Raw genomic sequence first — 22,238 nt, forward strand, 5'->3', positions numbered from 1 at the left:
AGCGCCGACGTGCACGAACCAGGACAGCAGAAGACCAGCATCACCACGACGACGAGCGAGAGAAGAGGACGCGCATGCCCACCGATCGCGTCGCGTCGTCGAACCTCTCCCTCATCCTCGAGCGCCTCCACCGCGGCGGCCAGGCCTCCCGAGCCGAGCTGACCCGCGAGACAGGCCTCAACCGCTCCACCATCGCCGCGCTCGTCGCAGAGCTCGCGGATCGGCGCATCGTCGAGGAGCAGGAACCGGTCGCCACGAACCTCGTCGGACGGCCCAGCCCCATCGTCAACCTGTGCGACAAGATCGTCGCCGTCGCCGTCGTCCCAGAAGTGGATGCGCTCAACGTCGGCGTCGTGAGCTTCCGCGGCGAGCTGCTGAAGCGCATCCGCTTCGAGACCGAGAAGCCGCCGACCGCCAAAGAGGCCGTCGCCATCGTCAAGGCGCTTGTCGAGGGCCTCAGCGAGAGCCTCGACACCCTCTACGAATGCGTCGGCATCGGCGTCGCCGTGCCCGGCCTCGTCCGCGCATCTGACGGCTTCGTGCGCTGGGTGCCGCACTTCGAGTGGCGCGACGTGCCACTCGCCGAGCAGATGCAGCAAGCCACGGGCCTCCCCGTCCTCGCCGCGAACGACGCCAACCTCGGCGCCGTCGCCGAGCACATCTTCGGCGCGGGCCGCGGCATCAGCAACATGCTCTACATGAACGGCGGCGCGAGCGGCATCGGCGGCGGCATCATCGCCGACGACCGACTCCTGCACGGTGTCGCCGGGTACGCGGGCGAGTTCGGCCACAACCTCGTCGCGACCCCCGCGGCGCTCGGCAACTCAGGCGATGACGAACTCGAACGCGTCGTCAGCAGGCGCCGACTCCTGGCCGCGCTCGGCACGAAGAGCGCGAGCGACGACGAGCTCGAGCGCATGCTCCAGCAGAGCATCGACCCCGCCGTGAAGCTCGAGACGCACCGGCAGCTCGGCGTCCTCAGCGTCGGCGTGCGCAACATGATCAACATCCTCAACCCCGAACGCGTCGTCCTCGGCGGGTTCCTCGGCGTGCTCCTCGACCTCGAACGCGACTACTTCCTCGAGATCCTCGCCGAGCACACCCTCGCCCCGAACTACGGCGAAGTCGAAGTGGTGCGCGCCGGGCTCGGCAGCGACCTGCTCTTCATCGGCGCCGCGGAACTGCAGTTCCAGGCGCTCATCGAACGCGCCCACCTGCACCGCTGACGCGGCGCGGCTCTGCGCCGCGCGCTTGGCCACGGCGCCTCGCCCGCTTCTCGGGATGGGTTTCTCGCTCTATTGCGGGAAATTTCCCCCAACGAAGTGAGATTCCCTTCCCGAGATTGCGTGATCGGGCTCTCGGGGCAGGTCCCGTCATCGTGCCCTGCGACTCGGGATGGCATGCACGCATGCGGATGGCGTGCACGCCATCCGGAAGCGCGCAACCCATCCGCAGACGGCATTGGCGGCGTCCGCCCCGGTGCGGCTGTGCGCTTGGCCACGGCGCCTCGCCCGCTTCTCGGGATGGGTTTCTCGCTTTATTGCGGGAAACTTCCCCCAACGAAGTGAGGTTCCCATCCCGAGGGCGGCGGACCGCCGGGACTGGATGCCGAAAACCCGGCCGACACTCCCGACTAGGCGGGGTTGCGGACCTCGGGGAACGCGATGACCTGGCCGGAGTAGCAGAAGCCGCCGCCGAATCCGAGGAGCAGGGCCGGCCCACCTGGCTCGGCGACGCCCGCTTCGACCTGCTTGGCGAGGGCGATGGGGATGGATGCGGCTGAGGTGTTGCCCGAGTAGACGACGTCGCGCGCGACGACCTCGTCGGCGAGGCCGAGCTGCTTGCCGAGCGCGTCGATGATGCGCAGGTTCGCCTGGTGCGGGACGAACGCGACGAGCTCGTCCGCTCGCACGCCGCCTTTCGCGAGGGCGTCGATCGCGACGTGCTGCGCCTGCGTGATGGCCCAGCGGAAGACGCTGCGGCCTTCCTGCTCGAAGCGGCCGGAGGGCTGCTGGATGCGCACCAGGTTGCCCAGCTCGGGCTGCGAACCCCAGGCGACGGGTGCGATGCCGGGCGTCTCGCTGCGCTCGAGGACGACGGCGCCTGCGCCGTCGGCCATGAGGATGGCGGTGGTGCGGTCGGTCCAGTCCATGAAGTCGCTCATGCGCTCTGCACCGATGATGAGGGCACGGCTCGCGGAGCCCGCTTGGATCGCCTGGTCGGCGACGGCGAGGGCCTGCGAGAAGCCGGCGCACGCGGCGTTGAGGTCGAACGCGACGGGGTGCGTGGCGCCGATGCGCGTCGCCACCTGGGCGGCCGTCGACGGCGAGCGGTCCATGGCCGTCATCGTGGCGACGATGACCATGTCGATGTCGGTGCCATGCACGTCCGCCGAGAGCAGCGCCTTGACGCCGGCGGCTGCCGCGAGGTCGGTGACGCTCTGCCCCTCTGCGGCCAGGCGTCGCTCGCGGATGCCGACACGCGAGGTGATCCACTCGTCGCTGGTGTCGAGAGTCAGCGACAGCTCGTCGTTGGTGACGACGCGCTCTGGCGACTCGTAGCCGACTCCGACGATGCGCGAGTGCACTGGCTGAGGCTGGGAGAAGGAAAGCATGATCAACGCAGAATCCTACCCTCCGGTCAGTGTTCGTCTCTGTGGGTGGTGTTCGGAGCGTGGGGGCTCACCGGATTGCGCGCCGGAGCGGCAGGCGGCGGGCCAGAACGCGGCAGCTTGGCAGCCCGGCAGCGCGTCCGCGCGTCAACCGCGCGGCAGTGTCCCGATCTGGTCACCGGCCTCGTTGAAGACCACGAGCGAGTCGCCGTCGACCTCGGCGGTGCTCGCACCGAGCAGCCAGGTGTCGACGCCCTCGCAGAACATCATCGTCGAGGCGAGCGCCCCGAACTCGACCGTGCCGTCGGTCTCCGTCCACTCGCCCATGAGTCGGTTGCAGCCGTCGTTGCCCGTGACCTTGCCGTCGTCGGCGAGGTTGAGGCCCGGCTCGCCCTGCCCGCTCGAGTTCGGGGTGCCCCAGGTGCCGGCTGCGGATGCGGCGGGAGCCGCGCATCCGGTGAGGAGCAGGAGAGCCGCTGCCGCGACTGCGATGCTGACGCCGATGGTCTTCACGAGGGCTCCGATGCTCAGGGGGATGGCCACATCGTAGCGACTGGGCGCGGACGATCGGAGGGCCCCTCGCGGGCACCGTGTGGCGGAGCGGACGCACTCCTCGGGCGCGCAGGCCGCGCGGCTCACCGCGGAGGAACCGCCCTCCCAGGGTCACACGAGCGAGCGGATACCCTGTCGGCATGCCCGAACTGACCCCAGAACAAGTGGTGGCCCTCAAGGAGCTCGCGATGGGGTGCGCTCGCCGCGGGGACAGCCAGACGCTGCTGGAGCTCATCGACCAGGGCATGCCCGTCGATCTGCAGGATGCGGCCGGCAACACCGCGCTGATGCTCGCCGCGTACAGCGGTCACGCGGGCACGGTCGAGGCGCTCATCGGTCGCGGGGCCGACGTCGACCTGCGCAATGCGCGCGACCAGTCGCCGATCGCTGGTGCTCTCTTCAAGGGCGAGGATGAGATCGTGCGGCTGCTTCGGGATGCGGGTGCCGACCTCGACGCGGGGACGCCGTCCGCGCGCGCGACCGCGGACATGTTCGGACAGGCGCACCTGCTGGCCTGATCACCCCAGGGCGGTGGGCGAAACCTGACCGGCCGGACTGTGTCGTCGCGTTCGGTGAGCCGCGGAACAAGCGCTTGCCCCCGGGCGTTCGAATGAACGTGACCACTCTGACGCCGCACGCACCCCCGAGCGATGCCCTCGATCGGGCCCTCGCGTCGCTCGAATGGACGCTCGTCGGCTCGCACCGGCACCAGCTCACGTCCGGCGAGCCGTTCGCGCGACGCCACGATGGGCCGGGATTCGTCTACGTCTTCGACGGTGTCGCGCGCCTCACGGTGCAGGGCGCGCCGAGCGAGGACCTCGCGGCGGGGGAGCTCGTGTTCTTCCCGCGCGCGCATTCGATGTCGGTGCTGGCGACGGGTGACGTCGAGTTCATCGACGTGGGTTTCGAGGCGGCCCCGCTCGCGCACGCTGCGGCCGAGACGCTGCCCGCCGCGTTGGTCGTGCGCGACTTCGCGCGGCAGGAGCCGTCGATGGTGGCCCTCATCGATGGCATGGCGTGCGCCTGGGGCCGTGACAGCGAGTCCGGTCGGCGAGGGGGCGTGACCGGGCACCCTCGCGCGGGCGACGCCGTCATCTGCAGCCGCATCGCGACGACCATCGTGTCGACGGCGCTTCGGGCCTGGAACGAGGCGGGATGCGCGCCGGCGGGCTGGCTGCGTGACGTCACCGAGCCGCGCATCGCGGCCGCGCTCGAGGCGCTCCACCAAGAGCCGGGCCGCCCGTGGACGCTCGACGATCTCGGGAGGGTCGCGAGGATGTCGCGTTCGGCGTTCGCCCTGCGGTTCCAGGAGGCGGTCGGGGAGACGCCGATCGGGTACCTCACGCGTGTGCGCATGGAGACGGCGAAGGGGCTGCTGCTGCGGAGCGAGCTGACGATCGGCGCGGTCGCGAGCGGGCTGGGCTATGAGTCGCAGGCTGGCTTCAGCCGCGCGTTCCAGCGCCACACCGGGTCGACTCCGGGTCGCTGGCGGGTCGAGGCGCGGTCGGGGGCAGTCCAGCGGGGGCGCGCGAGCGCGTAGCGGGCATCCGCTCCAAGGCGTGGCCTGGACCCCGCGCGGGTGGATGCTGGCGCCCGCGGCACCCTCGCGCAGCCGACGCCAGCATCCGGAGCGACCTCAGTCGGCGCGGCCCGGGAACCGCGCGCTGCCGAAGATCAGGCCGCCGACGACCGCGGACGCCGAGGCGACGACGAGCGCGGGCGTGACGCCGATCAGGTCGATGAGGAGCCCACCGACTCCGGCGCCAAGGGTGATGGCGAGCTGGAACCCTGCGACGGAGAGCCCACCGCCCGACTCCATGCGGTCGGGCACGAGCCGGCCCATCCAGGTGCCGAGCGTCGTCAGCCAGCCGCCGAACCCGATGCCCCACGTGGTGACGGCCACCGCGACGAGCCACACTTCGCCGGGCGCGAGCGCGACGACGCCGATGGAGATGCCGATGAGCAGCGGCACGGCGAAGCGGAGCACCGCGAGGTGCCGGTCGACGAGGAGGCCGACGAGGAAGTTGCCTGCGACGCCTCCGACCCCGAACGCGACGAGCAGCGCGGCCACGCCGACGCTGTCGAGTCCTGGGACGCGGTCGATGGCGAGGCGGATGTACGTGAACGCGACGAAGTGCCCGAGGACGGTGAGGATGTGCCCCGTCAGGCCGACGCGGATGCCCGGGACGCGCAGGGTGTCGACCAGCGAGCGCAGGCCGCCGCTCGACGCGGTCGGCGGCACGTGGGGCAGCGCGACGCGCAGGGCGATGGCGACCGCCACGGTCACGATGGCGACGCTCGCGAAGATGAGGCGCCAGTCCATGATCGTCCCGAGGTAGCTGCCGAGCGGCACGCCGGCGACGGTCGCGACCGTCGTCCCCGTGTTGACGAGCATGATGGCGCGCCCCAGGTGCCTGGGCTGCGAGAGGCTCGCGGCGATCGCGATCGACATGGCCCAGAAGGCGCCGAGCGCGGCGCCGAGGAGGAGGCGCGCGACGAGCAGCAGCACGAAGCCGGGCGCGACGGCCACGATCGCGCTCGAGAGCGCCGCGGCCCCGGCGAGGATCACGAGGAGGGTGCGGCGGTCGAGGCGAGGGACGAGGATGCCGATGGTCGGGGCGGTGAGGAACCCGACGAACGCGGTCACCGTGACGGTCTGACCCGCCTGCCCCTCGGTGATGCCGAGCGACGCGGCCATCGAGGGCAGCAGGCTCGGTGGCAGGAACTCGGCGAGGACGAGCACGAAGCTCGTCGCCATCATGGCCGCGATGGCGGCCCACGCCGTCTTCGCGGGAATCTGCGTCCGTGGCGCCTGCGTCGCGGGGACGATGGGGATGGTTCCGGTGGTCATGCCCTCACCCTCGCCGAAGACGGCGTCTCGTGGTTGATCGTGCGTCCGCGGGAGGTAACCGAACGTCCCGCATCCCGAGTGGCGCAGGAACTGGAAAGCGCGCGCAGGTCAGTTGCGTGCCTTGCGGGGGATGACGACCTCGCGGATGAGCAGGATGATGCCTGCGGAGATCGGGATGGCGACGAGCGCGCCGAGCAGGCCGAGCAGCGTGCCGCCCGCGAGGGCCGCGATGAGCACCACGGAGCCGGGGATCTGCACGGCCTTCGACATGACGCGCGGCGTGAGGATGTACGCCTCGACCTGCATGTAGACGAGCATCGAGATGAGCACGATCAGCGCCGAGATCGGCGACGCGAAGAGCGCGATGATCGTCATGACGACGGTCGTGATGATCGTTCCGATGAGCGGGATGAGCGTGATGAAGAACACGACGACGGCGACGATGAAGGGGTACGGGGCGCCGACCGCCCACAGCAGCAGGCCGCTGAACACGGAGTTGATGAACGCGAGCACGACCATGCCGCTCAGGTAGGAGCCGACGGACGCCATGATGCGCTCGGCGTAGTCCTCGAAGCGCGGTCGCACCGACGCGTCGATGAGCGAGTAGCCGGCCTGCTTCATCTTCCCGAGCGTCGCGACGAAGTTGATGACGAGGATGAAGATGAAGATGCCGCTCGAGACCCCGTTGACGATGGTCGTTCCGACTTGCAGCGCGCCGCCGCCGACGGTGGCCCAGGTATTGGGGTCGACGAGCGTGTCCTGAGCCCAGTCGAGGGCGTTCTGGGCGGCGCCGTTGGTCGCCTTGTTGACGTCGTCGAACCAACCCTCCGCGATGAGGCGGTCGATCTCCTGCGGCACGGTCGTCGCGAGCTGCGTGATCTGCGAGACGAGGATGGGCACGACGACCCAGACGAGGCCGACGACGATCGCGGTGAAGGCCAGGATGACGACGACGATCGCCATCCCGCGCTTCAGCCCCTTTCGCTGCAGCCAGCGCACCAGTGGGTCGAGGCCGAGCGTGATGAAGAACGCCACGAAGATCGACACGAGCACGGAGGACAGCTGCATGACGGTGGTCGCGAGGAGCGCCGCGAGCAGCAGTCCGATGGCGACCCAGAAGCCCCACATGACGGGGTTCCTGCGGAACAGGTCGGCGGACGTCTTGGACAGTGCCGGTCGGGTTGGGTCGGACATCGGTGCCTCCTCGGCAGCAAGGGGATGCGCTCACCAGGGAGGGCGTCTGCTCGCCAAGGCTAGGGCACGTTCGGGGCGCACGGTTATGTATGCACAAGCTGGCAATGCCTGGGAGGTGCTTGCCCGAAAGCCACCTAATGCATACATTGAGGGGTGTTCGACCGAGGAGGTTCCATGCGCGCCAGTGATCGGGTCTACGCGGTGCTCCGCGAGGAGATCCTCGCGGGCGCGCTCCCACCCGGCACCGTCCTGACCGAGGTGGAGCAGGGACGTCGCCTCGATGTCTCCCGCACGCCGGTCCGCGGCGCCTTCACTCGGCTTCTCGCCGACGGCTTGGTCCGCAGTCAGTCGCCCAGGGTCCTCGTCGTCTCCGAGATCAGCACCGAGCGGGTCGTGCAGCTCTACGAGCTCCGAGAAGCGCTCGAGACGCAGGCAGCGGCGCTCGCGGCCATGCGCCGTGAAGCAACGCAGTTCGAGGCCATCCGCACCCGGCTGCTCGGTGCGCCGCAGCTGCTCGAGCTCGGTGACGCAGGTGTCATCGAGTACTTCGAGTTGGTGGATGCCCTCGACCGCGCCATCGACGAGGCGGCCGCCAGCGAGTACCTGAGCGTGGCGCTCGAGTCGTGCCGCCTCCACTCATCACGAGTACGCAGGCTCTCAAGCCATAATCCGGAACGACTCCGGGAAGCGGCGAGCGAGCATCTCGGCGTCGTCGACGCGATCCTCGCGAGGGATCCGCGCCTCGCGTCGCACGCGACCCACTTCCACCTGCATCGCAGCCTCACGACCGCCCTCGCCTCACTGCAGGCGCATGGTCCGCCGCCGACCGCGCCGCACCCGACCCTGTCTCAGCCATCTCCTTCCGAAGGGATCCTCTCCACGTGAACCTCCACGACGTCCGAGTCCACCGCAGCGACGAGAACCTCGAGCGCCACGACCAGCTGGCGTGGAAGATCGCCGAAGTCGCGGCCGACCCCGTCACCGTCCAGGCAGACGTGACCGACATGGTCATCAACCGGGTCATCGACAACGCCGCCGTCGCAGCAGCCTCCCTCACGCGCGCCCCGATCGTCGCGGCCCGTGACCAGGCGCTCGCGCACGGCGTCTCGCGGCACGGCGCCGGTTCGACGCTCTTCGGGCTCGAGGATGCGCAGCGCACGTCCCCGGAGTGGGCGGCCTGGGCGAACGGCGTCGCCGTGCGCGAGCTCGACTACCACGACACGTTCCTCGCCGCCGAGTACTCGCATCCGGGTGACAACATCCCGCCGATCCTCGCCGTCGCCCAGCACCTCGCGGGCCAGCGGGCGATCTCCGGCGAGCAGCTCGTGCGCGGCATCGCGACGGGCTACGAGATCCAGATCGACCTCGCCAAGGGCATCTGCCTCCACGAGCACAAGATCGACCACGTCGCTCACCTCGGCCCGTCGGCCGCGGCCGGCATCGGCACGCTCCTCGGCCTCGACACGGAGACGATCTTCCAGGCCGTCGGGCAGGCGCTCCACACGACCACGGCGACGAGGCAGTCGCGCAAGGGCGAGATCTCGACGTGGAAGGCGCACGCGCCGGCCTTCGCCGGGAAGATGGCCGTCGAGGCCGTCGACCGCGCGATGCGGGGCCAGACCAGCCCGACCCCCATCTACGAGGGCGAAGACGGGGTCATCGCCTGGCTCCTCGGCGGCGTGGATGCGCGCTACCAGGTGCCGCTCCCCGCCGCGGGGGAGTCGAAGACCGCGATCCTCGACAGCTACACGAAGGAGCACTCGGCCGAGTACCAGGCGCAGGCCTGGATCGACCTCGCCCGCAAGCTCCACAACGAGCACCCGCAGCTCGCGACGGCTCCCGACCGGATCGAGCGCATCCTCATCCGCTCCTCCCACCACACGCACTTCGTGATCGGCTCCGGCGCGAACGACCCGCAGAAGTACGACCCGATGGCCAGCCGGGAGACGCTCGACCACTCCATCCCGTACATCTTCACGGTCGCGCTGCAGGACGGCGCCTGGCACCACGTCGGCTCCTACGCGCCCGAGCGCGCGGGGAGGCCGGACACGGTCGAGCTGTGGAAGCGCGTCGTGACCGAGGAGGACCCGGAGTGGACCCGCCGCTACCACTCGCTCGACATCGCCGAGAAGGCGTTCGGCGGCAGCGTCGAGATCACGCTCACCGACGGCACCGTCATCCGCGACGAGATCGCGGTCGCCGACGCGCACCCGCTCGGCGCGAGGCCGTTCGCGCGGGCCGAGTACGTCGACAAGTTCCGCACCCTCGCGACCGGAGTCGTCGACGAGGGCGAGATCGAGCGGTTCCTCGACACCGCGCAGCGCCTCCCGGAGCTGGCACCCGGGGAGCTCGGCCAGCTCGGCTTCGTCGCCCTGCCCGGCACGATCGAGTACACCGAGGGTGGGGGGATCTTCTGATGCTGTACGCCAAGACCAGCCCCGCCGACAAGCGTGCCGCGTTCCGCGCGAGCCTCGCGAGCGGCGATCTGCTTCGCTTCCCCGGCGCCTTCAACCCGCTCTCGGCCCGCCTCATCGAGCAGAAGGGCTTCGAGGGCGTCTACATCTCGGGCGCCGTGCTCTCCGCCGACCTCGGGCTGCCCGACATCGGCCTCACGACGCTCACCGAGGTGGCCGGTCGCGGCAAGCAGATCGCCCGCATGACGGAGCTGCCCGCCATCATCGACGCCGACACGGGCTTCGGCGAGCCCATGAACGTCGCGCGCACCGTGCAGGAGCTCGAGGATGCGGGGCTCGCCGGCATGCACATCGAAGACCAGGTCAACCCGAAGAGATGCGGACACCTCGACGGCAAGCAGGTGGTCGACGAGGAGACCGCGCTCAAGCGCATCAGAGCGGCGGTGGATGCGCGGCGCGACGACAACTTCCTCGTCATGGCACGCACCGACATCCGGGCCGTCGAGGGGCTCGACGCCTCCATCGACCGAGCCAAGAAGCTCGTCGATGCGGGCGCCGACGCCATCTTCCCCGAGGCCATGGCCTCGCTCGAGGAGTTCGAAGCCATGCGCGCCGCGGTGGACGTGCCGCTGCTCGCCAACATGACCGAGTTCGGCAAGAGCGAGCTCTTCACGGTGCAGCAGCTCGCCGACGTCGGCATGAACCTCGTCATCTGGCCCGTCTCGACCCTGCGCATCTCCATGGGCGCGACGGCGGGCGCGCTCGACGAGCTCATCAGCAACGGGACCCTCACCGGCAAGCTCGACGACATGCAGCACCGCTCGGAGCTGTATGACCTTGTCGACTACGAGGGGTATAACCACTTCGACAGCGGAGTATTCAATTTCAGCGTTCAGGAAAGGCCAGGTCAACGATGACTGAGCAGGAGATCTACAAGGGCCTCGCAGGGGTGCCCGTCGACTACAGCGCCATCTCGAAGGTCAATCCGGAGACGAACTCCCTGCTCTACCGCGGCTACCCGGTGCAGGAGCTCGCGGCGCAGAAGAGCTTCGAGGAGGTCGCCCTGCTGCTGTGGGGCGGCGAGCTGCCGAGCGAGGCCGAGCTCGCCGAGTTCGTGGCGCAGGAGCGGGCGGGTCGTGCGCTCGCGGACAACGTGCGTGCCGTGATCGACGCGCTGCCGACGTCGGCGCATCCCATGGACGTGGTGCGAACGGCCGTCAGCATCATCGGCGCCAACGACCCGGATGCGGAGGACCCGTCGGCGGATGCGGAGCTCGCGAAGGCGAAGGCGCTGTTCGCCGCGCTGCCCGCGATCGTCGCGTACGACCAGCGGCGCAGGCACGGGCTGGAGCTCGTCGAACCGCGCGATGATCTCGACTACTCGCAGAACTTCCTCTGGATGACGTTCGGTGAGGAGGCCGCCCCCGAGGTCGTCGACGCCTTCCGCGTCTCGATGGTGCTGTACGCCGAGCACTCGTTCAACGCCTCCACCTTCACCGCCCGCGTGATCACCTCCACGACGGCCGACCTCTACTCGGCGGTCGTCGGCGCCGTCGGCGCGCTCAAGGGTGCACTGCATGGCGGCGCGAACGAGGCCGTCATGCACACGTTCGACGAGATCGGCGAGGCCGCCAACGTCGAGGCGTGGCTCGACGACGCGCTCGCGAGCAAGAAGAAGATCATGGGCTTCGGGCACCGCGTCTACAAGAACGGCGACTCACGCGTGCCCACCATGCACGCGGCGCTCGAGCGGCTGGTCGAGCACTACGACCGACGCGACCTGCTCGAGCTGGCCGAGGCCCTCGAGAAGAGCTTCGGCGAGCGGAAGGGCATCAAGCCCAACCTCGACTACCCGGCTGGCCCCGTCTACCACCTCATGGGGTTCGACACCCAGACCTTCACGCCGCTCTTCGCGGCGGCGCGCATCACGGGCTGGACGGCTCACATCATGGAGCAGGCGGCGGCCAACTCGCTCATCCGCCCACTCGCGGTCTACAACGGCGTCGACGAGCGCCACCTCGACGGCTGACCCGCGGATTGACCCGCGGGCTCGCCCGGGCCTCGCTCGACGATTCGGGATGGGAATGTCGCTTCGTGCTGGGGAACTTCCCACAACGAAGTCATCTTTCCATCCCGAGCGTCGAGGAGGCATTGGCTGGGGGAGCCGCGCGTGCGGCACCGCTCAGCGCGGACGGATGCTGGCCGACGTCTCGAGGAGCCTCGGCGCCTCGAGACGGTACAGCCCCCACGTGCCGCTGCGCTCATAGCTGAGGTACCCGCCGTCGACGAGGATCCGCAGGTGGTGCGAGGCGGTCGACTGCGCGCATCCGAGGGCGGCGACCAGCTCGGTCACCGTCGTCGGCCGGTCGGGGTTCGCCGCGACGAGCGAGAGGATGCGCAGCCTCGTCGGGTCGGCGAGGACCTGGAGTCCGTGAGCCAGCGCGTTGGCGCCCGCAGCGTCGAGCGGAGCCGCGGATGCGTCACCGGGCCACGCGAAGTCAGGAGTCGGAGTCACGACCACGCCCGCCCACCTGCCCGAGGCGCAGCTTGGTGCACAGGTACTGAAGCGTGCGCAGCTCGTCGGGATCGAGCGCGCTCGTCATGCGGTCCTGGATGTTGCGCATGTGGGTGCGCGCCGCGCGTGTGAACTCGGCGCGGCCATCCGGGGTGATCTCGATGAGCGTGGAGCGCAGGTCGAGGCGGTCGTCGATCTTGACGAGGAGGCCGCGCTGCACAAGCCGGTCGACGAGCCTCGACACGGACGACTGTGTGATGAGCACGTTGCGGTTCAGGTCTCGCAGGCGGATGCGCCCCTGCGGTTCGCGGACGACGTTGAAGAGCACGTCGTACTCGTTCATCGACATCGAATTGCTCGCGAACTCGCCACGCAGCTCACGCATGATGGAGACCTGCGCACGAAACAGCGATTCCCAAGCCTCTACCGGGTTGCTTGTCGTCGGCATCGGGCCTCCTGCTTCTTCGTCTCGGCAGCTTCCGTCGAGTGTACTGGCCAGTACATTGCTCGGCGGAATCCGGCGCGACGATGGGGCAGGACTGCCCGTATCCGGGTGTTCCGATGCGGAGTAGCGACCGGTTCGGCGTGCGCTCAGAGACGGTCGGGTGACTGCGCGTTCGGGTACAGGACATCGACGTCGGCGTGGCGGTCGAAGCGGTACCCGGTTCCGCGCACCGTGCGCACGATGTCGCCATACGCGCCGAGCTTCGAGCGGAGGCGTCGGACGTGCACGTCGATGGTGCGCTCGTTTGGTCGTTCCTCGTCGCTGTCGCGCCAGAGGATGTCGATGATCTCCGTGCGGTCGACGGTACGGCCCTCGCGAAGCACGAGCGCCTGGAGGAGCTCGAATTCCTTGTAGGTGAGGCCGGCGTTCTCGCCTGAGACGCTCACGCGCTTGCGGGTCGTGTCGATCGTGACACCCTCGGCCGGGTCCGGCTGGTGGTCCTCCTCGACACCGCGCGCGGCGAGCGCCTGCGGGTCCTGGAGCGCGAGGCGGACGACTTCGACGTCGCGACCGCCCGCGCCCTTGGGGGCGAGCGCCACGGCGGCGTGCGTCTCAGCGTGCGGCGCGACCTCGGCCGTGACGCGCTTGAGCGCTTCGACGAGCTCGGTGAGCGTCGTTCCGTCGAGGGTGGCCTTGGCCTCGTCGAGGCCGACGTAGAGAACGAAACCGCGCGCTTCAGGCGCGGCGGGGACCGCCTGGACATAGGCGGGGCGGGGGGTTTCTGGGATCTGGGTCACGGCATTCAGGGTGCGGGGGCGGCGGAAGTCGGTTGCGAGAGACATTGGATGAAGTCCTTGGAGGTGATGATGCTCGAAGCGCCCGCGTGTCGGCGGGGCTGGTTCGCGACGGTTCGCGAACGATGCCGAGGGGCTGGAGCCTCGGCGGGATGCGACCGGGTGCAGAGAGCAGAGCGGTCACGCTGGCCCAAGGGGCGCAGTGTTCCTTCTTCGAGAGCGAGCTTCACGGAGAAGGGGGCGAAGAATGCGGCGACTCGACGAGCAGAATTCGGAGTCAGCGACACATTCGACAGGACATCGCGGTGCTGGGCATCATCATGCCAGCGGTTCCCGTCGCCGAAAAGGCGGTCAGGGTGCGCGATGGGTTCGTCATGCGGCCAGTATGTTTCTTCGTGACCGCGCATGTCAACAGGTGACGCGAAGTTTATTCCGCGACACCGTAGAGGCGGTCGCCAGCGTCGCCGAGGCCCGGGACGATGAAGCCGTCCTCGTTCAGGCCCTCGTCGAGCGCTCCGACGACGACGGTGACGTTCCGGCCGTCGAACGCCTCGCGCATCCGCTCGATGCCCTCCGGCGACGCGACGATGCAGATCGCCGTCACGTCGACCGCGCCTGCGTCGAACAGGAAGTCGATCGCGGCGACAAGTGAACCGCCGGTCGCGAGCATCGGGTCGAGCGCGAAGCACTGGCGGTTCGCGAGATTCTCGGGAAGTCGCTTCGCGTAGGTCTCCGGCTGCAGCGTCTCCTCGTTGCGACGCATCCCGAGGAAGCCGACCTCGACGTTCGGGACGAGCTTGAGGAAGCCGTCGAGCATGCCGAGGCCAGCGCGGATGATCGGCACGACCAGCGGGACGGGATCGGTCATGCGGAGCCCCGTGGTCTTCGCGACGGGCGTCTGCAGTTCGTAGGACTCCGTGCGCACGTCACGGGTCGCCTCGTAGCTGAGCAGCGTCACCAACTCCTCGACAAGCGAGCGGAACTGCTGCGACGAGGTCTTCTTGTCCCGCAGCACCGAGAGCTTGTGGGTGATGAGCGGGTGGTCGGCTACGTGCAGGCGCATGAAATACAGAGTAACGAAGCCGGAGGCATCCCGGTGACATCCGCGCAGACCGGCGGCCGCCGGCGGTGGGAGGATGGGCGGCGTGTCACTTCACGTCGACGAGCGCCTGCACGAGCTCATGGGAATCGCCCTTGGCGAGGCCGAACTGGCGCTCGCGAGCGAGGACGTGCCCATCGGGGCCGTCGTCACCGACGCATCCGGCGCCGTCATCGCGACGGCCCACAACGAGCGCGAGCTGACCGGCGACCCGACGGGTCACGCCGAGGTGCTCGCCCTGCGCCGCGCAGCTGTACGGCTCGGCACGTGGCGGCTCGACGGATGCACGCTCGTCGTCACGCTCGAGCCGTGCGCCATGTGCGCGGGCGCGATCCTCTCCGCTCGCATCGGCACCCTCGTCTACGGTGCCTGGGACGACAAGGCGGGTGCCGTGGGGTCGCGCTATGACCTCGTGCGCGATCGACGGCTCCCAGAACGCGCCGTCGTCATCGCGGGAGTGCGCGAGGTGGAATGCGCGGCCCTCGTGCGGGGATTCTTCCGTGACTGACTCCCCGAGTGCTGTCGGCTAGTCGACGGAGCGGATGACGATCGACTCGGTGCTGACGTGCACGTTGTGGCGTTCCGTCACGTCCGGCTCCACGAAGATCGCCTCCGCGTGAGGCGCCGCCTCACGGACGAGGGCGCGCAGCTGGGCGAGGACGGGGGGAAGGTCGAGCACCTGGGGGAGGTTCAGCACGGAGACGCGCACGCCGACGAGCGTGACTCGGTCATCGACTTCCACGCTGCGCACCTGGAGCACTTCACCCACGTGCGGGTTTTCGAGCAGCAGTTCGCGGATGTGTGCGGCGAGTTCCGGATTCGGCACGAGTTCCCCTTCGACGGTGACGAGTAACGGCCAGCATACCGAGACCACCCTGACGGCTGTCAGAGCAGGTGCTGCATTCGAGCGTTGTCGGTGGTGCATCCGTACAATCCGGGTATGACGGCACTGACATACGCGTTCCTCGGCGGCGGCAACATGAACGGCGCGATCCTGCGCGGGCTGCTGGATGCGCCCCTCGGCGAGGGCGCGCGTGTCCACGTCACGACGAGGTCGGCGGCTTCGGCCGCCGCCGCTGAGCGCGACGATCGGGTCTCGACGACCGCGCTCGAGAACGACCCGCGGGCGAACCTGGCCGCAGTCGAGCGCGCGGACGTCGTCGTCCTGGGCGTCAAGCCCTATCTCATCGGGGAGCTCCTCGACGAGATCGCGTCCTCGCTCAAGCCGGATGCCGTGGTCATCTCCGTGGCGGCCGGTGTGCGCCTCGAGAGCCTGGCCGCCCGGCTGCCGGAGGGCTCCCAGATCGTCCGATCGATGCCGAACACGCCCGCGAGCATCGGACTCGGCGTGACGGGTCTCGCCGCCAACGCGTCGACCAGCGAGGAGTCGCTCGCCGTCGCGGTCGCGCTCTTCGAGAGCGTGGGACGCGTCGCCACCGTCGGCGAAGACCGCATCGACGCGCTCGCGGCTGTCTCGGGCTCTGGGCCCGCGCACGTCTTCCTGCTGATCGAGCAGTACCTCGAAGCGACGAAGCGCCTGGGCTTCGATGAAGACCTCGCCAAGGAGCTGGTGGTCGGAACGTTCGAGGGGGCCGTCGGCATGGTCGTCCGCGACCCGGACACCGAACCGGCCGAGCTGCGCCGGCGCGTGACCAGCCCCAACGGCACCACCGAGCGCTCCGTCGCCGAGCTGCAGGACGGCGACCTCGCGGGCCTCTTCGAGCGGGCGTTCGCCGCCAACCAGCGACGCTCGGCCGAGCTCGCCGCGGAGAACTCCTGAGCGTCCCCACGCTTCTCCCGCACGGCGGCGGGCCGTGGGGCCAGGGATGCGTAGGCTTGATGACTTGAACGAACAGCGGGAGGGGCGGCCATGAGCGGTCGGAAGCATGTCTTCACGGAAGACCTGTACCTCGTGCTCGGCGTCTCCCGCAGCGCGTCGTTGGAGGAGATCCGACGAGTCGGGCGCGCGAGGCAGCGGGAATCGCATCCCGACCTCGGTGGAAGCTCCGACGACTTCGTGCGGGTCCGCCTCGCGGTCGAGGTGCTCACCGAGGAGAGCACTCGCCGAGAGCATGACGCCTGGCTCTCCGGCGGGGGCTCGCGCCGCGTCCGCTCACAGCAGCGAGCTCAATGGGCTCCGACGAGCAGACGCTCGGCGGGTGGCGGCGGCCGATTCCGCACGCCGCCTCGCTCCGGGGCGACGAAGGAATCCGCCACCTCAGCCCCGCGCCGCAGCGCGCACGCGGAACCCGCGACCCGCGACGCCCCGCCCCCTGCCCGCATCCCAGCCCAGAACTTCGACGTCCGACGCATGGCCTGGTTCCGCACGCGCTGGCCGGAGCACCCCGTGTACTGGCCGCCGGCGGCGGCCGCTCCGCGTCCGTTCACGCGGCGCGAGCTGACGGCAGTCTCGGTGCACGCGGCCATCGTCGTCATCGGCGCCCTCCTCCTCGTGCTCGACGTGTCGCTCGCGCGGCTCACCGTTCCGACGTTCGGGCCTGGCGCGGAGCCGACGATGTGGCCCGCCGTCCTCCTCTACGTGGGGTTGAGCGCGGCCTGGCTCGTCCTGCGGCTCAGGGTCCGCGCGAATCGCTGGGCACTGACCATGTGGCTCGCGACCCTCGTCATCGCCATCGCGGCGAGCGTGCTGTCGGCGACCCTCGGCGTCATGTCCCTGTTCGCCACGACGGCAGGCATGCAGAACCCGGCCTTCGCGAGCCTGCTCGTGCAGGCCGCCATCTACCTCGCCGCGGCCGTGTCCGGCTACTTCGCGTGGTCGAGTCTCGCGCAGCGGCGCATCGCCGTCACCAGGGAACGGCTGCTGGTGCAGCTCGCGAACGAGTCAGCCCCGCCTGCCGCTGGTGGCAGGCGGGTCTGGGGTGAACCAGGCCAGACGGCCATGGATGCGGGCGGCACTGCCGGCGGAACGAACCCCATGCGCGCCTTCCTCGCCCAGCGCTCCGTCGGCGAGCCGCTCGCTCAGCTTCTCCGCATCCCGGGCGTTCGCGTCGTGCACGGGCTGCGCGTCCCCGGCCAGAATGCCGGTTCGATCGCGCACGCCATCGTCAGCGGACGCAGGGTCGCGCTCGTCAACGACGAGCTGTGGGCGCCCGGCACGTACGGCATCTCGCGTGACGGTGAGCTCACGCACAACGGCGTCGCCTTCTCCTCACCCGCGGCCGAGTTCCCGCACGCCGTCGAGCGCTTCCACGAGCTGTTCGGGGAGATGTCCGAGGTTCGCGGCTGGATGACGGTCGTCGCGGAACGCGAGGGGCCCCTCGAGGTCGACAACGCGCTCACCTGGCAGCGAGTTCGCCTCGCCACGACGGAGTCGCTGCTGCGCGAAGTCGGCGACTGGCTCGCCGGCGACGGCAACCGGGTCGACCGGCTGCTGCTGCGTGACCTGATCGCGCACAAGCGCTGACCCGGCCTCCGTCGCGCAGCCGACAGACAGCGCCACGGAATCATTCGTGCGACCGATCCCACGGCATCCACCGCTGAGTAGCGTCGAAGCATGAGCAACCACAGCATGACTCCGACCCCGACCGGCAGTGCTCCGCTCACCGAGCAGTCCGCCTCCGGCAGCAGCAGACTCACGTACGACCACGCGTTGAGCCCGATCGGCCGCGGGAAGGGGTGGTGGAGGGGCGTCCTCTTCATCGCGTTCCTCATCGTCGGCTTCTTCGTGACGTCCATGACGATCGGCGCCGTGGGCATCCTCATCTCCACCCTCACCGGTGAACTCAGCCCGGAGGCGCTCGGAGACGCGGTTGAGAGTGGCGTCATCCCCATGACGCCCGCGATCTTCGTCACCAACAACCTCGCGCTCGCGGCGCTCCTCCCGCTGGCCTACCTCGGCCAGCGGATGCTGTTCGGCGTCCGACCGGGCACCATCTCGTCGGTCACCGGCCGCTTCCGCTGGGCCTGGTTCCGCAAGCTCGCCCTGGTGATCGTTCCGGTCTTCGCCGTCTACTCGGCCGCGCTGTTCCTGCTCGAGCCCGCCGAGCTCAACATCGATGGCACGGCGATGCTCATGCTCGTCTTCGTGCTGCTCACGACGCCCTTCCAGGCCGCCTCCGAGGAGTACGTGGCCCGCGGCGGCTTCCAGCGCGCGGCCGGCTCGTGGTTCGCTGGCCCGCAGCTTTCCTTCATCGTCGGAACCGCCCTCTCTGCGACGCTCTTCTGCCTCGCGCACGGCGCGGGTGACTGGTGGCTCATCGGGTACTACTTCTTCTTCGGCGTGATCATGTCGGTCACCGTCAAGTACACGGGCGGGCTCGAGAGCGCCGTGCTCATCCACTCTGCGAACAACGTCATGCTGTTCATCCCGGCCGTGCTGACCGGCCAGCTCAGCGAGGGCATCGACCGCTCCGCGGGTGCGGGTGGACCGATCATGCTCCTCCCGGCCGCGTTCCTGGCCATCGTCGCCGCCTTTGTGATCTGGCGTGCGAAGAAGGACGGCATCGAGACCACGACGGCCCCGCTCGTCACCGCGAAGCAGCGTCGCGAGGCCGAGGCTCGGGCCGCCTACGAACTGCACGCTCAGCAGCAGGCGCAACTCGCACAGCAGGCCGCGCAGCAGCCGATGCAGACCTACGGCGACGCGCCGAATCAGGCCTACGGTCAGGCTGCGAGCCAGCAGCCCGGCCAGGTGCCGAACCAGCACTACGGCCAGGCCCCGAACCAGGGTCAGCCGCAGCCGGGTTCGACGCCGCCGGCTGGCACGAACCAGCGTCCCGAGTAGCGCCGGTCGCTCGGCCGAACCCCCGGTACGACGAAGCCCCTCGAGATGGAACCAGCGTCCATCGCGAGGGGCTTCTCCGCGTCAGCGGGCGTCGAACGCGTGCTTCGCCTCGGCCGCGAGGCTCGGTTCTCGGAACACGGCGAGGGCGGTCGCCGCGAGCATCCGAGCCCCGTCAGCGATGGTCGCCGAGGCGTTCGGACCATCCGCGGCCTCGGCGAACTCCCTCGTGTGGGTGACCCCGCCAGGGATGAGCTGGATCATCGGGTGAATCGACGGGACGACGTGGCTGACGTTGCCCATGTCGGTGGACCCGGTGATGGGCTCCTCCGTGACCGGCCGCCCGATCCGCTCGTAGGCCGAGTGGGCGAGATCCGCGAGCACCGGGTTCGAGATGAGCGAGTAGTAGGCGGGGGTGTTCTCCTCGATCAGCACCGAGGATCCCGTCGCGAGCGCGGCACCTTCGAAGCAGGCACGCACCCTGGGCACGATGTTCTCCAGCAGATGGTCCCGCTCGTTGGCGCGCACGAAGATACGAAGCGCCGCACGCTCGGGAATGATGTTGGGCGCCTGCCCACCGTCGGTGACGATGGCATGCACGCGGGCATCGTCGGTCAGCTGCTGCCGCAGCAGGCCGATCGCCGTCAGCGACAGCGTGGAGGCGTCGAGCGCGTTGATGCCCAGCTCCGGGCTCGCGGCAGCGTGGCTGGCGCGCCCCGTGAACGTGACGTCGAGCGCCACCCGGGACAGCGTCGAGCCGCCGACGGTGTTCGTCGCCGCAGGATGCACCATGATCGCGAGGTCGATGCCGTTCAGCACCCCTCCCTCGATCATCGGGACCTTGCCAGCGGCCCCCTCTTCGCCTGGGCTGCCGATCACGACCAGGTGCGCAGGGGTCCCGGGGGTGGCCGTGAGCGCGTCCTTCAGCAGGATCCCCGCGCCGAGCCCGCTGGCCGCGATGATGTTGTGTCCGCAGGCGTGGCCGATGCCCTCGAGGGCGTCGTACTCGCAGAACACGGCGATCGTGGGGGTCTCGTCGCCCGCATCCGGGGTCGACCAGCGGCCGACGAATGCCGTGTCGAGGCCCGCGAACCCGCGTTCGACCGCGAACCCGGCCGACTCGAGCTCGGACGTGAGCCGCGCCGCGGCGTGCACCTCGGTGAAGCGGATCTCCGGGTTGGCGTGCAGGTCGGCGGCGACGTCGACGAGCAGGGGCAGTCGGGCCGGCAGGTGTGCGCCGAGCTCGTCGACGATGGCGGGCACGTGGTCGGTGCGGATGTTCATATTCGGTGTTCCTCCACTTGGTTCGGGGTCGGAGTCGGGTCGACGGGCGCGCAGATCAGCCGCCCATCATGAGGGAATGGCCGGGGCCGACGGGCAGCTCGAAGAGGCCCCACACCAGCAGCTGCAGCAGCCAGACGCCCCAGATCGCGATCGTGAACGGCATGACCAGGCTGAACAGGGTGCCGAGGCCGCCCTTCGGCGCCCACTTCTGCATGAGGCCGAGGACGACCGGGAGCAGCGGGTTCATCGGCACGAGCGGGTTCGAAGCCGAGTCGGTGATGCGGAACGCAGCCTGCACGTAAGCGGGGTCGACGCCGTTGAGCATGAACATGGGCACGAAGATCGGCGCGAGCAGGGTCCACAGTGCGGACCCGCTCGTGAGCAGCAGCGCGGGGACGAACACGAAGACGCTGAAGATCATGAGGCCGCCGATGCCGCCGAGCCCTGTCGCCTCCATCGCGTCCGCCCCGCCGGTGGCGAGGAGCAGGCCGATCTGCGACCACGAGAACCAGGCGATGGCCTGGGCCGCCGTGAAGATGACGACGATGAACGGCACGAGCTCCTTGACCGCATCCGTCATCATGCTGGGGATCTGCGCCCAGCTCGTGAGGGTTCCTGCGATGACGCCGTACGTGATGCCGCCGATGAGGAACATGAAGAGGATGAAGATGGGGATGCTCGACATGAACGGCGAGCGCAGGATGGCGCCGCCCTCGCCCTGCAGGGCTGAACCCGGCAGCAGGAGGAGGACCACGAGGACAGCCAGGTAGGCGACGATCGCGACCGCCGCGATGAGGAGCGCGCGACGCTCCGTGGTGGTGACCGGCTTCGTGGTGGAGTCCGGCGTGAGCGAGCCCGGGAGGAGCTTCGTCTCCGGGGGCACGTACGTGCCGAGCTTCGGTTCGAGGAACCGCTGGCAGACGAACGTGATCGTGATGGACAGGATCACGGTCGACGACGCGAAGAAGTAGTAGTTCGCGAGCACCGACACCTCGGCGCCCGGGTCGACGATCTGGGCGGCGCTCGTCGTGATGCCCGACATGAGCACGTCGGTGCCAGCGGGGACGACGTTCGCGCTGAAGCCGGCGATGACGGCGGCGTACGCGGTGATGAACCCGGCGAGCGGGTGCCGACCCGCGGCGAGGAAGGCCGCGGCTGCGAGCGGGGGCAGGATGATGACGGCCGTGTCCGACGCCAGGTTGCCCATGAGGCTCACGAAGACGACCACGTACGTCACGGCCCACTTCGGCGCGGAGAGCACCGTGGCGCGCATGAACGTGCTCAGCAGGCCCGTGCGCTCCGCGACGCCGATGCCGAGCATGACCGTGATGATGAGGCCGAACGGCGGGAAGGTGATGAAGTTCTCGATCGCCGTCGAGACCGCGTAGACGAGGCCCTCCGCCGAGAGGATGCTGCGGATGGGGATGACCTCGCCCGTCGCCGGGTCGATGGTGCTCGCCCCCAGTCCTGCCGCGATGGCCGACGCGATGGCGACGAGGCCGGCGAGGATGAGGAAGAGGAAGAACGGATGCGGGAGTCGGTTGCCGATGCGCTCAACGCCGCGCAGCATCCTTCCGCTGAGCCCTGGCGCCTCCGCGAGCGTCAGCTCCGTGGTGTCAGTCCGAGTCATGTGCACTCCGATGTTCGAGGGGACTTCGCTGTCCTGAGTGTTCTGATTCTGCTTTACGGCTTTGTTACGGTGGTCGCATCGGGCCAGATATTGGTCCAATATGTTCGA

General features: G+C 69.4%; 22 protein-coding genes. 11 read left to right on the forward strand and 11 right to left on the reverse strand.

Annotated elements, in window-relative coordinates:
* Positions 1–74 precede the first annotated feature (74 nt).
* Positions 75–1,226 carry an ROK family protein gene (locus C5B97_RS04045; RefSeq protein ID WP_104310852.1) on the forward strand — a complete coding sequence of 384 codons (1,152 nt, stop codon included), beginning with the start codon at positions 75–77 and terminating at the stop codon, positions 1,224–1,226.
* A 407-nt stretch (positions 1,227–1,633) separates the two neighbouring features.
* Here the strand turns inward: C5B97_RS04045 and C5B97_RS04050 are convergent, their stop codons facing one another.
* Complete coding sequence (locus C5B97_RS04050; protein WP_104310969.1) at positions 1,634–2,614, reverse strand: beta-ketoacyl-ACP synthase III; 981 nt, start codon at positions 2,612–2,614, stop codon at positions 1,634–1,636.
* Between the two features lie 144 nt (positions 2,615–2,758).
* On the reverse strand, positions 2,759–3,154 hold the full coding sequence (locus C5B97_RS04055) for an META domain-containing protein (protein ID WP_258067932.1): 396 nt from the start codon (positions 3,152–3,154) through the stop codon (positions 2,759–2,761).
* A 149-nt stretch (positions 3,155–3,303) separates the two neighbouring features.
* Here C5B97_RS04055 and C5B97_RS04060 point away from each other — a divergent pair, with 149 nt between their 5' ends.
* Both C5B97_RS04060 and C5B97_RS04065 read left to right on the forward strand, forming a co-directional pair.
* Entirely contained in the window at positions 3,304–3,681 is a 378-nt protein-coding gene (locus C5B97_RS04060) for an ankyrin repeat domain-containing protein (protein ID WP_104310853.1), read from the forward strand.
* Positions 3,682–3,773: 92 nt separating this feature from the next.
* Positions 3,774–4,703 (forward strand): AraC family transcriptional regulator, encoded by a 930-nt coding sequence (locus C5B97_RS04065; RefSeq protein ID WP_104310854.1) that lies wholly within the window; start codon positions 3,774–3,776, stop codon positions 4,701–4,703.
* Between the two features lie 96 nt (positions 4,704–4,799).
* Here the strand turns inward: C5B97_RS04065 and C5B97_RS04070 are convergent, their stop codons facing one another.
* Both C5B97_RS04070 and C5B97_RS04075 read right to left on the reverse strand, forming a co-directional pair.
* Positions 4,800–6,014: an MFS transporter gene (locus C5B97_RS04070; protein ID WP_104310855.1), complete on the reverse strand. Its 1,215-nt coding sequence runs from the start codon at positions 6,012–6,014 to the stop codon at positions 4,800–4,802.
* Between the two features lie 108 nt (positions 6,015–6,122).
* A complete protein-coding gene (locus C5B97_RS04075; RefSeq protein ID WP_104310856.1) occupies positions 6,123–7,208 on the reverse strand; it encodes an AI-2E family transporter in 1,086 nt (361 codons plus the stop codon).
* Positions 7,209–7,382: 174 nt separating this feature from the next.
* Here C5B97_RS04075 and C5B97_RS04080 point away from each other — a divergent pair, with 174 nt between their 5' ends.
* From C5B97_RS04080 to C5B97_RS04095, 4 genes are read left to right on the forward strand one after another with little or no spacing between them, the layout of a single operon-like run.
* Positions 7,383–8,093, forward strand: coding sequence for a GntR family transcriptional regulator (locus tag C5B97_RS04080; RefSeq protein WP_104310857.1), 711 nt, complete (start codon positions 7,383–7,385; stop codon positions 8,091–8,093).
* On the forward strand, positions 8,090–9,625 hold the full coding sequence (locus C5B97_RS04085; protein ID WP_104310858.1) for an MmgE/PrpD family protein: 1,536 nt from the start codon (positions 8,090–8,092) through the stop codon (positions 9,623–9,625). The genes C5B97_RS04080 and C5B97_RS04085 overlap by 4 nt, the downstream gene beginning before the upstream one ends.
* Entirely contained in the window at positions 9,625–10,539 is a 915-nt protein-coding gene (gene prpB, locus C5B97_RS04090; RefSeq protein ID WP_104310859.1) for a methylisocitrate lyase, read from the forward strand. The genes C5B97_RS04085 and prpB overlap by 1 nt, the downstream gene beginning before the upstream one ends.
* The gene (locus C5B97_RS04095) at positions 10,536–11,651 is read left to right on the forward strand and encodes a bifunctional 2-methylcitrate synthase/citrate synthase (protein WP_104310860.1); all 1,116 of its coding nucleotides are present in this window, start codon (positions 10,536–10,538) and stop codon (positions 11,649–11,651) included. The genes prpB and C5B97_RS04095 overlap by 4 nt, the downstream gene beginning before the upstream one ends.
* A gap of 153 nt (positions 11,652–11,804) precedes the next feature.
* On the opposite strand, the gene C5B97_RS04100 is transcribed toward C5B97_RS04095, so the two are convergent.
* The 4 genes from C5B97_RS04100 to upp all read right to left on the reverse strand — a co-directional run bounded on the left by C5B97_RS04100 (position 11,805) and on the right by upp (position 14,439).
* Positions 11,805–12,137, reverse strand: a complete 333-nt coding sequence (locus C5B97_RS04100; RefSeq protein WP_179555430.1) for a helix-turn-helix transcriptional regulator — start codon at positions 12,135–12,137, stop codon at positions 11,805–11,807.
* On the reverse strand, positions 12,121–12,585 hold the full coding sequence (locus C5B97_RS04105) for a MarR family winged helix-turn-helix transcriptional regulator (RefSeq protein WP_104310862.1): 465 nt from the start codon (positions 12,583–12,585) through the stop codon (positions 12,121–12,123). Before C5B97_RS04105 ends, C5B97_RS04100 begins: the two co-directional genes overlap by 17 nt.
* Before the next feature lie 143 nt (positions 12,586–12,728).
* Positions 12,729–13,424: a winged helix-turn-helix domain-containing protein gene (locus C5B97_RS04110; protein ID WP_104310863.1), complete on the reverse strand. Its 696-nt coding sequence runs from the start codon at positions 13,422–13,424 to the stop codon at positions 12,729–12,731.
* Positions 13,425–13,803: 379 nt separating this feature from the next.
* Positions 13,804–14,439: a uracil phosphoribosyltransferase gene (gene upp / locus C5B97_RS04120; RefSeq protein ID WP_104310865.1), complete on the reverse strand. Its 636-nt coding sequence runs from the start codon at positions 14,437–14,439 to the stop codon at positions 13,804–13,806.
* Between the two features lie 118 nt (positions 14,440–14,557).
* Here upp and C5B97_RS04125 point away from each other — a divergent pair, with 118 nt between their 5' ends.
* A complete protein-coding gene (locus tag C5B97_RS04125) occupies positions 14,558–14,983 on the forward strand; it encodes a nucleoside deaminase (protein ID WP_104310971.1) in 426 nt (141 codons plus the stop codon).
* An 18-nt stretch (positions 14,984–15,001) separates the two neighbouring features.
* On the opposite strand, the gene C5B97_RS04130 is transcribed toward C5B97_RS04125, so the two are convergent.
* On the reverse strand, positions 15,002–15,301 hold the full coding sequence (locus tag C5B97_RS04130; RefSeq protein ID WP_146079215.1) for a hypothetical protein: 300 nt from the start codon (positions 15,299–15,301) through the stop codon (positions 15,002–15,004).
* Positions 15,302–15,415: 114 nt separating this feature from the next.
* Between C5B97_RS04130 and proC the strand changes: the two genes are divergently transcribed.
* The 3 genes from proC (at position 15,416) to C5B97_RS04145 (ending at position 19,219) form a co-directional block, all read left to right on the forward strand.
* Positions 15,416–16,255, forward strand: a complete 840-nt coding sequence (proC, locus tag C5B97_RS04135; RefSeq protein ID WP_104310866.1) for a pyrroline-5-carboxylate reductase — start codon at positions 15,416–15,418, stop codon at positions 16,253–16,255.
* A gap of 90 nt (positions 16,256–16,345) precedes the next feature.
* Positions 16,346–17,899, forward strand: a complete 1,554-nt coding sequence (locus C5B97_RS04140) for a DnaJ domain-containing protein (protein ID WP_104310867.1) — start codon at positions 16,346–16,348, stop codon at positions 17,897–17,899.
* Between the two features lie 90 nt (positions 17,900–17,989).
* Complete coding sequence (locus tag C5B97_RS04145) at positions 17,990–19,219, forward strand: CPBP family intramembrane glutamic endopeptidase (protein ID WP_104310868.1); 1,230 nt, start codon at positions 17,990–17,992, stop codon at positions 19,217–19,219.
* A gap of 81 nt (positions 19,220–19,300) precedes the next feature.
* On the opposite strand, the gene C5B97_RS04150 is transcribed toward C5B97_RS04145, so the two are convergent.
* A complete protein-coding gene (locus tag C5B97_RS04150; protein ID WP_104310869.1) occupies positions 19,301–20,500 on the reverse strand; it encodes a M20 family metallopeptidase in 1,200 nt (399 codons plus the stop codon).
* A 55-nt stretch (positions 20,501–20,555) separates the two neighbouring features.
* On the reverse strand, positions 20,556–22,130 hold the full coding sequence (locus C5B97_RS04155; protein WP_104310870.1) for an AbgT family transporter: 1,575 nt from the start codon (positions 22,128–22,130) through the stop codon (positions 20,556–20,558).
* Positions 22,131–22,238 lie beyond the last annotated feature (108 nt).

The organism is Pseudoclavibacter sp. RFBB5 (genome assembly GCF_002931555.1).
GTDB lineage: Bacteria > Actinomycetota > Actinomycetes > Actinomycetales > Microbacteriaceae > Pseudoclavibacter.

Bases quoted from the DNA above. Each gene is read 5' to 3' on its own strand.
- C5B97_RS04045 (WP_104310852.1), top strand. From the start codon at position 75: ATGCCCACCGATCGCGTCGCGTCGTCGAACCTCTCCCTCATCCTCGAG.
- C5B97_RS04050 (WP_104310969.1), bottom strand. From the start codon at position 2,614: ATGCTTTCCTTCTCCCAGCCTCAGCCAGTGCACTCGCGCATCGTCGGA.
- C5B97_RS04060 (WP_104310853.1), top strand. From the start codon at position 3,304: ATGCCCGAACTGACCCCAGAACAAGTGGTGGCCCTCAAGGAGCTCGCG.
- C5B97_RS04065 (WP_104310854.1), top strand. From the start codon at position 3,774: ATGAACGTGACCACTCTGACGCCGCACGCACCCCCGAGCGATGCCCTC.
- C5B97_RS04070 (WP_104310855.1), bottom strand. From the start codon at position 6,014: ATGACCACCGGAACCATCCCCATCGTCCCCGCGACGCAGGCGCCACGG.
- C5B97_RS04075 (WP_104310856.1), bottom strand. From the start codon at position 7,208: ATGTCCGACCCAACCCGACCGGCACTGTCCAAGACGTCCGCCGACCTG.
- C5B97_RS04080 (WP_104310857.1), top strand. From the start codon at position 7,383: ATGCGCGCCAGTGATCGGGTCTACGCGGTGCTCCGCGAGGAGATCCTC.
- prpB (WP_104310859.1), top strand. From the start codon at position 9,625: ATGCTGTACGCCAAGACCAGCCCCGCCGACAAGCGTGCCGCGTTCCGC.
- C5B97_RS04095 (WP_104310860.1), top strand. From the start codon at position 10,536: ATGACTGAGCAGGAGATCTACAAGGGCCTCGCAGGGGTGCCCGTCGAC.
- C5B97_RS04105 (WP_104310862.1), bottom strand. From the start codon at position 12,585: ATGCCGACGACAAGCAACCCGGTAGAGGCTTGGGAATCGCTGTTTCGT.
- C5B97_RS04110 (WP_104310863.1), bottom strand. From the start codon at position 13,424: ATGTCTCTCGCAACCGACTTCCGCCGCCCCCGCACCCTGAATGCCGTG.
- upp (WP_104310865.1), bottom strand. From the start codon at position 14,439: ATGCGCCTGCACGTAGCCGACCACCCGCTCATCACCCACAAGCTCTCG.
- C5B97_RS04125 (WP_104310971.1), top strand. From the start codon at position 14,558: ATGGGAATCGCCCTTGGCGAGGCCGAACTGGCGCTCGCGAGCGAGGAC.
- proC (WP_104310866.1), top strand. From the start codon at position 15,416: ATGACGGCACTGACATACGCGTTCCTCGGCGGCGGCAACATGAACGGC.
- C5B97_RS04140 (WP_104310867.1), top strand. From the start codon at position 16,346: ATGAGCGGTCGGAAGCATGTCTTCACGGAAGACCTGTACCTCGTGCTC.
- C5B97_RS04145 (WP_104310868.1), top strand. From the start codon at position 17,990: ATGAGCAACCACAGCATGACTCCGACCCCGACCGGCAGTGCTCCGCTC.
- C5B97_RS04150 (WP_104310869.1), bottom strand. From the start codon at position 20,500: ATGAACATCCGCACCGACCACGTGCCCGCCATCGTCGACGAGCTCGGC.
- C5B97_RS04155 (WP_104310870.1), bottom strand. From the start codon at position 22,130: ATGACTCGGACTGACACCACGGAGCTGACGCTCGCGGAGGCGCCAGGG.